This is a genomic window from Herbaspirillum sp. SJZ099, assembly GCF_007828355.1.
GTDB lineage: Bacteria > Pseudomonadota > Gammaproteobacteria > Burkholderiales > Burkholderiaceae_D > Herbaspirillum.
In genome coordinates, this window is the sequence record NZ_VIUO01000007.1 from 53,942 (window position 1) to 67,675 (window position 13,734).

Consider the following 13,734-nt stretch of genomic DNA (forward strand, 5'->3'; position numbering starts at 1 on the left):
TCAGCTGCCTCCCTGGATATGGGCATCGTCGAAGAAGTAATCCTTCACCGAAGCCGGCTTGTTCTTGATGGCGCCCACGCGATGCATGAACTCGGCCAGCGGGTAAGTGTTCTGCGGGCCGATCCTGAACTGCACTTCCGGGTTCTTGATGATCTGCAGCAGCAGCTTGCGGTCGGTATTGCCCTTGTTGACCTTGAGGTAGATGTCGGCCGCCTTCTCGGGATTGGCGGCGATGAACTTCGCGGCTTCATCCAGCGCGCCGACGAAGGCGCTGTAGGTCTTGGGATTGTCGCGGCGGAATTTCTCGGTGGCGTACAACACCGTGGCCGAGGAGGGACCGCCCAGCACCTGGTAGGAGTTGAGCACGATATGTGCCTTGGGATTGCCGGCCAGCTCCTGTTCCTGGAACGGCGGGTTGCCGAAGTGGCCGGTGATCTCGGTGCCGCCGCTGATGATGGCGGCGGCGGCATCCGGGTGCGGCACGGCGATGCTGATCTTGTCCAGCTTGTTGTACTGGGCGTCGCCCCACAGCTTGGCCGAGGCGAACTGCAGCACGCGCGATTGCACCGATACGCCCACCGCCGGCAGCGCGATGCGGTCCTTCTCGGTGAAGTCGGCGATGGTCTTCACGTTCGGGTTGTTGCTCACCAGGTAGTAGGGGAAGTTACCCAGCGACGCCACGCCGCGCACGTTTTGCTTGCCGTAGGTGCGGTCCCAGATGGTCAGGAGCGGGCCCACGCCGGCGCCGGCGATGTCCACCGAACCGGACAGCAGCGCGTCGTTGACGGCCGAGCCGCCGGAGAGCTTGAGCCAGTCGACCTTGATGTCCACGCCGGCGGCGCGGCCGTGCTTTTCGATCAGTTGCTGGTCCTGCGCGACGTTGAGCAGCAGGTAGACGACGCCGAACTGTTCGGCGATGCGCAACTGCCCTTCGGCATGCGCCGCCATCGGCGCGCCCAGCAGCGACAGCGCCAGCGCGCCGGTGGCCGAAGCGGCCAGGGTGTTGGAAATGAAGCGCCGGAGACGTCCCGGCGTGGGGCGGGTTGGTTGCATGATGTCCTGTCGTTGTCGGTGGGAGGGGCGATCGGCTGAGAACCTGTTTGCGATCCCGGCAGGGACCGCGCACAGCTTCTTAGAACCATCTTGTCGGGAAAGCGTGGTTCTTTATTCGATTGGAGTATATAAAGGGCGCGCAAGAAAGAAAAACTCGATTACCGCATATCCATATGAGGCCACGGCATAGGCTGCCAGGCCTTGCCGCTGGCGGCCTTTGGCGCCCGGGCAGCCCATGTGCGGCAGGGGCAAGGACGGCGCGCCATGCGGGGGAGCCGGCCGGCGAAACCCGAACCGCCGTATTGCCGCGCTGTCAAGTTCCGGATGCCCGGGCAGAGGCAGCGGCGCAACGTCCTGCATGCGGCCCGGGCAATTTGCGCGCACCGCAGGTAGAGTGCGATAAAGTACGCGTCCTGCCCGGCCGGATGCCCCGATCCCTGCCTTTTGTGCAAGGCCCGCGCCGCCGGCGGCGACAATTTGAAGAAGCAAAGGGAGTCCGATGAGTTCATCTCACACCAATCCAAATCTGTCCTTCCGTTCGCAGAAGCTGCACCTGATCACACTGGCCGCGCTCGGCGTGGTGTTCGGCGACATCGGCACCAGCCCGTTGTACGCGCTCAAGGAGTGTTTCAGCCCCGACCACGGCATCGCCTTTTCTCCCGACGCGGTGCTGGGCATCATCTCCATGCTGTTCTGGGCCATCACCATCGTGGTGAGCGTCAAATACGTGCTGTTCGTGCTGCGCGCCGACAATAACGGCGAAGGCGGCGTGCTGGCCCTGATGGCGTTGTCGCTGCGGTCGGCCGTGTCGGGCTCGCCGCGCGCCAAGCTGCTGATGATGCTGGGCGTGTTCGGCGCCTGCATGTTCTACGGCGACGTGGTGATCACGCCGGCCATCTCGGTGCTGTCGGCGGTGGAAGGGCTGGAGATCGCCGCGCCGCAGACCGCCCATGTGGTGATCCCGCTGACGATCGCCATCGTGGTGGTGCTGTTCCTGATCCAGCGCCACGGCACCAGCGTGGTAGGCCGTTTCTTCGGGCCGGTGATGTTCGCCTGGTTCCTGTCGCTGGCCTTGCTGGGCATATACAACATCGTCAAGGCGCCGGAAGTGCTGGTGGCGATCAACCCTTACTACGCCGTGCGCTTCATGGCCGATCATTCGCTGCAGGCCTTCATCGTGCTGGGCTCGGTGGTGCTGGTGCTGACCGGGGCCGAGGCGCTGTATGCCGACATGGGCCACTTCGGCATCAAGCCGATCCGCTTCGCCTGGATTTTCACGGTCATGCCGGCGCTGCTGATCAACTACTTCGGCCAGGGCGCCAACCTGATCGCCAACCCGGCGGCGATCAAGAACCCCTTTTACCTGATGGTGCCCGAGGCGCTGGTGCTGCCGATGGTGCTGCTGTCGACCTGCGCCACGGTGATCGCTTCGCAGGCGGTGATCTCGGGCGCCTTCTCGCTGACCAGCCAGGCCATCCTTCTGGGCTTCGTGCCGCGCATGCGCATCCTGCACACCTCCGAAGACGAGCAGGGCCAGATCTATATCCCGCTGATCAACTGGATGTTGCTGGTGCTGGTGGTGGCCGTGGTGCTGGCCTTCAAGAAATCGGACAACCTGGCCGCCGCGTACGGCGTGGCGGTGACCACCACCATGGTGATCACCACCATGCTGCTGGGCGTGGTGATGCGCCATATCTGGAAGTGGCGGATGCCGGCGGTGGTGCTGGTCATCAGCTGCTTCATGGTGGTGGACGTGGCGTTCTTTGCCGCCAACCTGCTCAAGCTCACCGAGGGCGGCTGGTTCCCGCTGGTGATCGGCGGCGCGGCGTTCTTCCTGCTGATGACGTGGTATTCCGGCCGCATGCTGCTGCGCATGCGCATCAAGGACGACGGCATCCCGCTGGAGCCCTTCGTCGAAGGCCTGCTGGCGCATCCGCCGCACCGCGTGGGCGGCACTGCCGTCTTCATGACCGGCAACATCAACACCGTGCCGGTAGCGCTGCTGCACAACCTCAAGCACAACCGCATCCTGCACGAGCGGGTGTTCTTCCTGAAGATCAGCATCTGGGACGTGCCTTACGTGGCCGACAGCGAGCGCCTGACCATGAAGGACCTGGGCGGCCAGGTCTACCTGCTGCGCGCTTCCTTCGGCTTCAAGGAGACGCCGGAGGTGCACCGGGTGATGGCGCTGGCCGAGCAGCAGTTCGGCCATCATTTCGACCTGATGGACACCTCGTTCTTCCTGGCGCGCGACACGGTGGTGCCGAGCAAGCTCCTGGGCATGTCGCTGTGGCGCGAGCGCCTGTTCGCCTGGATGTACCAGAACGGCGCCAAGCCGTCGGACTTCTTCAACATCCCGGCCAACCGGGTGGTGGAGCTGGGGACCAAGGTCGAGATCTGATCGTCGCCTGCTCGGAGAAGTGCCTGAATAGAGAACGCCCGCATCTGCGGGCGTTCTTGTTTTTATCGGGGATAAACCGGCATGGCAAGCCAGGATTATCCTGCGTCATTTGCGCGGCCGTGCGATGGCAACATAAGCCGCGTCAGAGCATCGGTCCGTTGGAAAACATCTTCAAGAATACCGACCGTATCCAGATGTTCGCTTCGTCCCGATGGTATTTCCGGTGCCAGTGCTGCTTCAAATCCACCGTCGGCAGCTCCATCGGCGGATAGATCGTCCGCACATCGGCCAGGGTGGCGAAGCGCTCGCCCAGCGCGGCAGGCACGGTGACCAGCAGATCGGTCGAGGCGACGATGAAAGGAATCGACATGAAATGCGGTACCGACAGTGCGATGCGCCGCTTGATCTTGAGCTTGGCCAATACCTGTTCGAAGGCTTCGTGGCTGCGGCCTTCAGGCCGGACCACCGCATGGCCCAGCTCCAGGAACTGTTCCATGCTCAGCCGCTTGTCCTTGATGCGGTGCCCTGCGCGGATCAGGCTGATAAAGCTGTGCGAATACAGGCGCTGCTGGTAGAAATTGCGCCGCGTCAAATCAGGAAAATAACCTACCGCGAGGTCGATCTCGCCCTTTTCCAGGCCATTGGCAATATCGTCCGGCGGCAGCGTCACGCTGGTGACGGAGACATGGGGGGCCACCTCGGCCAGGTATCGCATCAGTTGCGGCAGCATGAACATCTCGCCCACATCCGATAAGGCGAAGGTGAAGGCGCGGGTAGAGGCGGCCGGGGCGTAAGGCGCGTGCAGCAATACGTTCTGCCGGATCCGCTGGAGAATTTCCTGGGTCGGCTCCATCAGCGACAGCGCGCGCGGCGTCGGTTCCACGCCGTGCGAACCGCGGATGAACAACGGGTCGCCCAGGGCCGTGCGCAATTTGTTCAGGGCGATGCTTACCTTGGGCTGGCTCCATCCCAGGCGCAGCGCGGCGCGGCTGACGCTGCGTTCTTCGATGACGGCCAATATCACCGGCAACAGGTTGAGATCGAAGTCCAGATCGTTCATGTTATTCAGTTATCGAATAAATGTTATCTAACTAATTTCATTGCTATATACCACGTGTTGGTTATCATCTACATCAAAAAAACGATAAACATCAAGCATTCAGGAGACCTTATGCCGACACGGATCATCTTTTCTTGACGCGCGCTTGCCGTCGCGAACGAGCAATCACCCCCCATTCTCCGGTCTTGCACGCGGGTTGCGTCCAGGCCGGGCATGGTATGCCTGAAATAAAGCCAGAGGCCCATGTTGTTGCGATGCGGCGCATGCGCCTGGCCAGCTTAATGTCGTCGCCGCCGGGTTGACCGGAGGCGCGCGGCAAGGAGGGACGCTATGCCGATGTCATTCAACCTGCGCCACCTGCGCGCCTTCATCAGCGTCGCCGAGGCCGGCAGCGCCACGCGCGCCTCCGAGCATCTGTGCCGGGCGCAATCGGCGGTCACCCGCTCGGTCCACGAACTGGAGTCGTACTTTGGCGTCGAGCTGTTCGAACGCAAGGCGACCGGCATGTTGTGCAATGCGTTCGGCAGCGCGCTGCTGTATCGCGGGCGGCGCGCCATCCACGAACTGGAGCAGGGGGTTGCCGAGGTCGCGAGCAAGAGCGCCGATCCGCAGGCGCGCGCCAGGACGCGGGTGCCCGCGGCGCTGCTCAGCGAACGGCGCCTGGCGATTCTGGTGAATCTGGCCAAGCACGGCCACATGCCCACTGTCGCCAAGTTGCTGGGCATATCGCAACCGGCCGTCAGCGCGGGCGTCAACGATCTGGAAGGCGACCTCGGGGTCGCGCTTTTCCGGCGCACCTCCAAGGGAGTGGTCGCGACCGAGCCGGGCGTGGCGCTGCTGTTTCGCGTCAAGCGGGCGCTCATGGAGCTGCGCCATGTGGAGGCCGAGCTCGGCGCCATCAAGGGGGCTACCGAAGGCAAGGTGGTCATTGGCGCCTTGCCGCTGGGGCGCACCCAGATCTTGCCCAATGCCATCCTGGCGGTGCTGTCCCGACATCCCTTGCTGCGCATCGAAACCATCGAAGCGCCGTTCGACACGCTGGCCAACCGCTTGCGCGCCGGGGATATCGATTTCATCTTCGGCGCCCTGCGGCCTGCCGATTACGCGCGCGATCTCAAGGGCGAACCCTTGCTCAACGACAGCATGTCCATCGTGGTGCGCAACGGCCATCCGCTGGGCCGGCGCAAGAACCTCAGCCTGCAAGACCTGGACGGCCTCTCCTGGGTGCTGGCCAATCCGCATACGCCTGCGCGTCGCCTGTTCAGCCAGTCCTTCTGCCTGCAGGGATTGACGCCGCCGGCGCCGGCGGTGGAAACCAGCGACCTGGCGTTGCTGCGCGGGCTGCTGTTGCGTAGCGATATGGCCACCGCGATCTCGACGCGCCAGCTTGAGTTCGAAATAGGGAATGGCACATTGCAGGCGCTGGATATCAGCTTGCCCAGCACGACGCGCGTGATAGGGCTCATCCAACGGGCGGAGAGCAAACCGTCGCCCGGCGCGTCGGCGCTGATGGCGGCGATTCGCGACGTGGTAGCGGAGATCCGCCGGCCCAAGGCGCCGGCGCCGCAGGATGTCCTGCGGCCGGTCGGCGAGGCGATGGTCGCCTGAGCCGGCCTGGCCGTGTTATCGGCTCGCCAGCCAGCGCCGCATTGCCTGCAGTACGGCCTCGGGTTGTTCCATCATCGACATGTGGCCGCAATCATCCACCAGTTCCAGCACCGCGTGCGGAACCATCTGCGCCATCCGTTCATGGCGCTGCGGCGGGCTCCAGCCATCCTGCTTGCCGCACAACAGCAGTGTCGGGCAAGCGAGGCTGGCCAGGACGTCGGCGGCATCGGGACGGTTCAGCAAGGCGTGTGTCTGCGCCGCGTAGATCTTGCCGGTCATGCGCCCCACCATATCGAATATCGCCTGCACCAGATGCGGATCCTCGCGGTGGCAGGGCGCCAGCATGGGCAATCCCCAGGCCGCGGCGATGGCGTCGGTCCCTTCGGCCAGGGCCTGCCGAACCAGCAGCGCGCGCTTATCCGCTTCGCCGGGAGCGGCGGCTTCGTAGCCGGTGTCGAGCAGGGCCAGCCGTTCGACGCGCTGCGGCGCCCGGCGACACACCTCCAGCGCCACCCGCCCGCCCATGGAGTGGCCGGCCAGGGCGAAGTTCGCCGGCGCATCGGCCAAGACCTTTTCGGCCATTGCCTGCATGCTGTCTTGCTGCAGGAAGGTAATCACGCGCACATCGTAGTCGTCCTGCAAGGCTTGCGCCTGGGCCGCCCAGACCACCTCGTCGCATAACAGGCCGCACAGCAGATAAAGCGTCTTTTTCATGGCGTCTTTCTCACTTTCTAATCCAGATATTTCAGACCGGCCGCTGCCAGCGGATCGCGCATGTCGTACATATCCAGCCCCAGCACGCCGGCGGCCAGTTTTTCGCGCTTCTCGCCTTCCAGATCTTCGCGCTTTTGCGCGGCCTGGGCTACCCGGGCCGCGTCCGACGCCGGCACCACCACCACGCCGTCATCATCGGCGACGATGACGTCGCCCGGGTTGACCAGCGCGCCGGCGCAAACCACCGGGATGTTGACCGAACCCAGCGTGGCCTTGATGGTGCCCTTGGCGCTGATCGCTTTGCTCCACACCGGGAAACCCATTTCCTTGAGGATCTTCACGTCGCGCACGCCGGCGTCGATGATCAATGCCCTGGCGCCGCGCGCCATGAAGCTGGTCGCCAGCAGGTCGCCGAAGTAGCCGTCGGTGCATTCGGCGGTGATGGCCGCCACCACGATGTCGCCCGGCCGGATCTGCTCGGCCGCCACGTGCATCATCCAGTTGTCGCCCGGATGCAGCAGCACGGTCACGGCGGTTCCCGATACCGCGGCGCCCGGATAAATCGGGCGCATGTAGGGTTTCAATAGTCCGGTGCGGCCCTGCGCCTCATGCACGGTGGCCACGCCGAATTTCCCCAGGTGCTCCACTACGCCGGCATCGGCGCGTTCAATATTGCGCTTGACAATGCCCAGCTGATTGATCAGGGGTGTGCTCATGTTTACCGTCCTTGGCTCTTGAGTGCGGCGTCCAGCCGCGGATACACCCGGCGCGCATTGCCTTCGTAGATCTTGCCGCGTTCCTCGTCGCTCAACGCGGCCGCCTGGATGTAGCGTTTGGTGTCGTCGTAGTAATGCCCCGTCTCCGGATCGATGCCGCGCACCGCGCCGATCATCTCGGATGCGAACAGCACGTTGTCCACCGGAATCACCTTGGTCAGCAGGTCGATGCCCGGCTGGTGGTACACGCAGGTGTCGAAGAAGATGTTGTTCAACAGGTGCTCCTTCAACAACGGCTTCTTCATCTCCTGCGCCAGTCCGCGGAAACGCCCCCAGTGGTAAGGTACCGCGCCGCCGCCGTGCGGGATCAGGAACTTCAGCGTCGGGAAGTCCTTGAACAGGTCGCTGGTCAGGCATTGCATGAAGGCGGTGGTGTCGGCATTCAGGTAGTGCGCGCCGGTGGTGTGGAAACAGGCGTTGCAACTGGTGCTGACGTGGATCATCGCCGGTATTTCCAGCTCCACCATCTTCTCGTACAGCGGGTACCAGGACTTGTCGGACAGCGGCGGCGAACTCCAGTGGCCGCCGGACGGGTCCGGGTTCAGGTTCACGCCGACGAAGCCGTATTCCTTGACGCATTTCTCCAGTTCGGCAATCGAGGTGCGGATATCCGCGCCCGGCGACTGCGGCAGCATGGCCGCGCCGACGAAGTGCTGCGGGAACAGTTGCGCCACCCGGTGGCAGAGCTCGTTGCAGATCGCCGCCCAGGTCTGGCTGGTCTCCAGGTCACCGATGTGGTGCGCCATGAAGCTGGCGCGCGGCGAGAAGATGGTCAGGTCGGCGCCGCGTTCCTTCATCAGGCGCAGCTGGTTGCCTTCGATCGATTCGCGCAGCTCGTCGTCGCTGATCCTGAGTTCGGACGGCCTGGGGCCCAGCGCCGGCGTCTTCAGGTTGGCGATCTGCCGGTTGCGCCACTCTTCCAGCGCCTTGGGGGCGGTGGTGTAGTGGCCGTGGCAATCGATGATCAGGGGATCTCTCATGGTTCTTTCTCGTTGAAGATGGCGGCAGGGATCAGGACTTCCCCGCGCATGATGGGGCGCGCCGTACGCAGCAGCGCGGCGCGGACGATTTTTTGCCTGTCGCGGGCATCGAGCTCCAGCTCGACGCTGAATTCGCCGCTCGGATGCTCCACCGACAGCGTGCGCTGCAGGCCGCCGCCGGCCTGTGCCAGGCCTTGCGCGACAGAACCTTCCAGCACGCAGGCCGTGGCCACGGTCACCGCCGCCAGCACGCCGATGGCTTCGTGGCAGACGTGCGGGATGAAGCAGCGGGTGGCAATGGCGCCGCCGGCCGCCGGCGCCGACAGCAGGCACATCTTGGGATAGTTCTTGGTCGCCACGTCGCCCAGGCCCATCAGCGGGCCGCATGCCAGGCGCAGCGCCTCCAGTTTCTGCTTCAGGGCCCGGTTGCCGTTGAGCTCGGCCACGCTTTCGCGGCCGGCGATGCCGAAATCGGCGGCGCGCACCAGCACCATCGGCATGCCGTTGTCGATCAGCGTAGCCGTGATCGCGTGTGCGACACCATCGGGTGTAGTGAAGGCGACCTGGTCCAACACGCGGCCGCTGGGCAGCATGGATGGGCAGACCGAACCGGCGGTATCGAGGAAATTGATCTTGACCGGCGCCGCGCTGCCGGGCACGCCGTCGATGCGGGTGTCGCCGCTATAGCGCAGGCGGCCGCCCGGCGTCTGCACCGTCACATCGCATTGCATGCCGGTGTTCAGGGTCAGGATACGGGCGCTGGTGACGGGATCCTGCGCCGGCACCAGGCCGCGTTCGATGGCGAAGGGCAAGACCGCCGCCAGCATGTTGCCGCAGTTGGGGGTGGTGTCGACCTTGTCCGAATCGGGTTGCAGCTGGGCGAACAGGAAGTCCAGGTCGACGCCCGGCGTGGCGCTGGGGCGCACGATGCCGGCCTTGCTGGTCAGGGGATGCGCGCCGCCCAGGCCGTCGATCTGGCGGCGGTCGGGCGAACCCAGCGCGGCCAGCAGAACGGCATCGCGCTGTTTGGTGTCGGCCGGCAGGTCGGATTCGGCGAAGAAGGGACCGCGCGAAGTGCCGCCGCGCATCAGCAGGCAAGGAACCGCCCGCTGCTGCGCATCTGAATCTGTCTGCATGGTTACTTCTCCATCTGGTTTTCTTCTGGAGCAGTATCGCCAAGTCCTCGGGCGCAAGGTGTGCGTTGTCCCCTCAAAGTCGATCTAATTTCTTTATCGCGGCATCGGTCGTGCGGCCGCGCCCCGCATCGCCGCGGGCGCAGGTCCGGGCGATGGGGACGCGGGGGCATAAATAAATTAGATCGATATCTGGCCCAAATCCGTTAGCGCGCGATTTTCAAATGCCTAGAATCGGCATCACATCAACGGGCCGGACCAATCCGGCATCCGTGCGCATCAACGGCATCGAATAAGAAAAACGGCGGACGACAGGCCGTTACGCATCCATAGGCGCGGTTGCGCCACCCATTCATATAAAAAAGGGAGACACGGAAATGAGGAAGGTCCATACCACCATGGCGGCGCTGGCGCTGCTGGGCGCCGCCGGCGCCGCACAGGCGCAGAGCAGCGTGCAAATCTACGGGCTGATCGATACGGCGGTTGAACATCTGACCAATGTCAACGCCGCCGGCGACAGCCTGACGCGCATGCCCAACCTCAGCGGCGGCATGTTCCCGTCGCGCATCGGTTTTCGCGGACAGGAAGACCTGGGCGATGGCTTGCGCGCAGTGTTCACGCTGGAAAACGGCCTCCAGCCCGACAGCGGCGGCATGAACCAGGGTAACCGCCTGTTCGGCCGCCAGGCCTGGGTCGGCCTGGCCGGCAGCTTCGGCACCGTCACCATGGGCCGTACCTACAGCATGCTGTTCCAGTCCTTCTTCGATGTCGACGTGATCGGCCCATCGCAATTTTCGATTGGCTCGCTCGACCTTTACCTGCCCAATGCGCGGCACGACAATTCAATTTCGTACAAGGGCGTGTTCAGCGGCCTGACCGTCGGCGCCACTTACAGCTTCGGTCGCGATACCTCGTCCGCGGGCGGTCCGGCGGCCACCAACTGCGCCGGCGAGAATGCCGCCGATGCCCAGGCTTGCCGCAACTGGTCGACCATGTTGCGCTACGACGCGGCCGGCAAGCAATGGGGCGTGCTGGGCGCCTACGACACTTATCACGGCGGCGGCGGCGCGGCGGCGGCCTTCAGCCCGACCAGCAGCGCGCGTACCGATACCCGCTGGCATATCGCCGGTTACGGCAAGATCGGCGATGCCACCATTGCTGGCGGCTTCCTGCATCGCAATAACGAAGGCAATGCCGTCACGCCCACCAGCACGCTCACCTACCTGGGCATGACTTACCTGTTTACGCCGCAGTTCAGCCTGGATGCGCAGGTGGCGCGCCTGGATTTCAAGAACAGCCCCAACGACACCAACATGGCGGTGGTGCGGGGCACTTATTACTTGTCCAAGCGCACGGCGATCTATGGCCTGGTGGGCCGCGTCAGCAACGGCGGCACGGCGGCGGTGGCGCTGAGCGCGGGGGCCACGGTGGCGCCGGGCGGTACCCAGAACGGCATCATGACCGGGATCCAGCACACCTTCTGATGATGTCAGTGTCGCAGGCGCCGGCACGGGCCTGCTTTTTTATATATAAGAGAGGAGCAAGGCATGGCGGACAATCGCGGTGTGGTCTACATGGGACCCGGCAGGGTGGAAGTGCATGAAATCCAGTCGCCCAAAATGGAAGACCCGGGCGGGCGCAAGATCGAACATGGCGTCATCCTGAAAGTGTTGACGACCAATATCTGCGGTTCCGACCAGCACATGGTGCGCGGTCGCACCACCGCGCCCCAGGGGCTGGTGCTGGGCCATGAGATCACCGGCGAAGTGCTCGAAGTCGGGCGCGATGTCGAGACCCTGCAAAAAGGGGATCTGGTCTCGGTGCCGTTCAACGTGGCCTGCGGCCGTTGCCAGACCTGCAAGGAACAGCATACCGGCGTGTGCCTGAATGTGAATCCGTCGCGCGCCGGCGGCGCTTATGGTTATGTCGACATGGGAGGCTGGATTGGAGGCCAGTCGGAATACGTGATGGTGCCGTATGCCGACTTCAACCTGCTGAAGCTGCCCGAGCGCGACCGCGCGCTGGCCAAGATCCGCGACCTCACCTGTTTGTCCGACATCCTGCCCACCGGCTATCACGGCGCGGTGACGGCCGGCGTCGGCCCCGGCAGCACCGTCTATATCGCCGGCGCCGGCCCGGTCGGGTTGGCGGCGGCGGCTTCGGCCCGCCTGCTGGGCGCGGCCGTGACCATCGTCGGCGACGTCAACCCGGTGCGCCTGGCGCATGCGCGCGCGGTCGGTTTCGAGACCGTCGACCTGTCGCAGGATGCCAGCCTGGGCGAACAGATCGCGCAACTGCTGGGCAAGCCGGAAGTCGATTGCGCGGTGGATTGCGTGGGCTTCGAAGCGCGCGGCCACGGCCATGCCGGCGCCCAGCATGAAGCCCCGGCCACCGTGCTCAACTCGCTGATGGAGATCACCCGCGCGGCCGGCAAGATCGGTATCCCCGGCCTGTATGTGACCGATGACCCGGGCGCCGTCGACAACGCCGCCCGGCGCGGCAGCCTGTCGATCCGCTTCGGCCTGGGCTGGGCCAAGTCGCACAGTTTCCACACCGGCCAGACGCCGGTCATGAAGTACAACCGCGCGTTGATGCAGGCCATCATGTGGGATCGCATCAATGTGGCCGAGGTGGTCAACGTGCAGGTGATCAGCCTGGACGACGCGCCCAAGGCCTACGGCGAATTCGATGCCGGCGTGCCCAAGAAATTCGTGATCGATCCGCATCGCCAGCTCAAGGCGGCCTGATCCCGCAGTGTCCAGCAGTGCTTCATCCCGGGCGGCGCGTTCGCCCGGGCTTTTTCATCAGTCCAGCATGCCAATCAAGCCATGAATACCATCGCGGTCAAAGTCGTCGCCAAGGTGCAGGAAGCCGAGGATATCTTCAGTTATGAACTGGCCAGTGCCGACCGCACGCCGCTGCCGCCATTCTCGGCGGGGTCCCACATCGATGTGATGATCCGCCCGGGCCTGGTGCGCCAGTACTCGCTGTGCAACAACCCGGCCGAAAGCCACCGCTACCTGATCGGCGTGTTGCGCGATCCCGCTTCGCGGGGCGGATCGCAGGCCATGCACGATGAGGTGCAACAGGGCGATGTGATCGAAATCAGCATGCCGCGCAATCACTTCCCGCTGGTGCAGGCCCGGCGCACCTTGCTGTTGGCCGGGGGTATCGGCGTCACCCCCATCCTTTGCATGGCCGAACGCCTGGCCCAGATCGGGGCCAGGCGTTCGGCCATGCATTATTGCGCCCGTTCTCCCGGGCGCACCGCGTTTCGCCAGCGCATCGCCGCGAGCGCGTTCGCCGACCGGGTGCAGTTGCATTTCGATTCCGGCGACGAGGAGCAAAAGCTGAAACTGCCGGAGCTGCTGGCCCATCCCGAAGCGGGAACCCACATCTATGTGTGCGGTCCCGGCGGTTTCATCGACCATGTCGTTAACACGGCCAGGGAAAAAGGCTGGCCGGCGGACCAGGTCCATCTCGAGTATTTCGGCGCGGCAGCGGCCAATACCGATGGCGATACCAGCTTCGAGGTGAAGATCGCCAGTACCGGAAAGTGCTACACCATCCCGGCCGACCGTACCGTGGCGCAGGCGCTCGAAGCCTGCGGCATCGATATCCCGCTGTCCTGCGAACAGGGCGTGTGCGGGACTTGCATCACCCGCGTGCTGGAGGGCATTCCCGATCATCGCGATGTCTACTTCACCGACGAAGAGCACGCGAAGAACGACCAGTTCACGCCATGTTGTTCACGCGCCAAAGGGAAGCTCCTGGTTCTCGATCTCTGACTTCCTTCCCCGCGAACTTTTCGGGAATATTGCGGCGCGCCAATGTATACATTGGCGCGCCGTTGCGTTTGCGGGGCGTGGGCGCCGCGCATGGCTTGCGGCAACGACGATCCGCCAATGTGCAAACGGGCGATAAGTATTTTGGATGCCTTTGTGGCGCAGATTGGATACAGACCGGGGAGGACGGCGCGCATACTGCATCAAATCGCCGCCACACGGCA

The 13,734-nt window shown here is 64.3% G+C and carries 11 protein-coding genes; 5 read left to right on the forward strand and 6 right to left on the reverse strand.

Annotation, left to right across the window (positions count from 1 at the left end; genetic code table 11):
* Nucleotides 1-1,053 (reverse strand): ABC transporter substrate-binding protein, encoded by a 1,053-nt coding sequence (locus FB597_RS15295; RefSeq protein ID WP_141917651.1) that lies wholly within the window; start codon nt 1,051-1,053, stop codon nt 1-3.
* Between the two features lie 499 nt (nt 1,054-1,552).
* Between FB597_RS15295 and FB597_RS15300 the strand changes: the two genes are divergently transcribed.
* The gene (locus FB597_RS15300) at nt 1,553-3,454 is read left to right on the forward strand and encodes a potassium transporter Kup (protein WP_144769995.1); all 1,902 of its coding nucleotides are present in this window, start codon (nt 1,553-1,555) and stop codon (nt 3,452-3,454) included.
* A 142-nt stretch (nt 3,455-3,596) separates the two neighbouring features.
* On the opposite strand, the gene FB597_RS15305 is transcribed toward FB597_RS15300, so the two are convergent.
* Nucleotides 3,597-4,514 carry a LysR family transcriptional regulator gene (locus FB597_RS15305; RefSeq protein ID WP_144769996.1) on the reverse strand — a complete coding sequence of 306 codons (918 nt, stop codon included), beginning with the start codon at nt 4,512-4,514 and terminating at the stop codon, nt 3,597-3,599.
* Between the two features lie 330 nt (nt 4,515-4,844).
* Here FB597_RS15305 and FB597_RS15310 point away from each other — a divergent pair, with 330 nt between their 5' ends.
* A complete protein-coding gene (locus FB597_RS15310; RefSeq protein ID WP_144769997.1) occupies nt 4,845-6,122 on the forward strand; it encodes a LysR family transcriptional regulator in 1,278 nt (425 codons plus the stop codon).
* Nucleotides 6,123-6,137: 15 nt separating this feature from the next.
* Here the strand turns inward: FB597_RS15310 and FB597_RS15315 are convergent, their stop codons facing one another.
* Genes FB597_RS15315 through FB597_RS15330 form a run of 4 tightly spaced genes read right to left on the reverse strand, consistent with a single transcriptional unit; the run spans nt 6,138 to nt 9,728 of the window.
* Entirely contained in the window at nt 6,138-6,836 is a 699-nt protein-coding gene (locus FB597_RS15315; RefSeq protein ID WP_141917660.1) for an alpha/beta fold hydrolase, read from the reverse strand.
* Between the two features lie 17 nt (nt 6,837-6,853).
* Entirely contained in the window at nt 6,854-7,537 is a 684-nt protein-coding gene (gene ligK / locus FB597_RS15320) for a 4-carboxy-4-hydroxy-2-oxoadipate aldolase/oxaloacetate decarboxylase (RefSeq protein ID WP_144770053.1), read from the reverse strand.
* A gap of 17 nt (nt 7,538-7,554) precedes the next feature.
* Nucleotides 7,555-8,580, reverse strand: a complete 1,026-nt coding sequence (locus FB597_RS15325; RefSeq protein ID WP_144770054.1) for an amidohydrolase family protein — start codon at nt 8,578-8,580, stop codon at nt 7,555-7,557.
* 8 nt (nt 8,581-8,588) lie between these two features.
* Nucleotides 8,589-9,728 carry a 4-oxalomesaconate tautomerase gene (locus FB597_RS15330; protein ID WP_144769998.1) on the reverse strand — a complete coding sequence of 380 codons (1,140 nt, stop codon included), beginning with the start codon at nt 9,726-9,728 and terminating at the stop codon, nt 8,589-8,591.
* Between the two features lie 374 nt (nt 9,729-10,102).
* Between FB597_RS15330 and FB597_RS15335 the strand changes: the two genes are divergently transcribed.
* The 3 genes from FB597_RS15335 to FB597_RS15345 all read left to right on the forward strand — a co-directional run bounded on the left by FB597_RS15335 (nt 10,103) and on the right by FB597_RS15345 (nt 13,513).
* Entirely contained in the window at nt 10,103-11,209 is a 1,107-nt protein-coding gene (locus FB597_RS15335; protein ID WP_144769999.1) for a porin, read from the forward strand.
* A gap of 63 nt (nt 11,210-11,272) precedes the next feature.
* Nucleotides 11,273-12,472, forward strand: coding sequence for a formaldehyde dehydrogenase, glutathione-independent (gene fdhA, locus FB597_RS15340; RefSeq protein WP_141917668.1), 1,200 nt, complete (start codon nt 11,273-11,275; stop codon nt 12,470-12,472).
* 81 nt (nt 12,473-12,553) lie between these two features.
* Nucleotides 12,554-13,513, forward strand: a complete 960-nt coding sequence (locus FB597_RS15345) for a PDR/VanB family oxidoreductase (RefSeq protein WP_144770000.1) — start codon at nt 12,554-12,556, stop codon at nt 13,511-13,513.
* Nucleotides 13,514-13,734 lie beyond the last annotated feature (221 nt).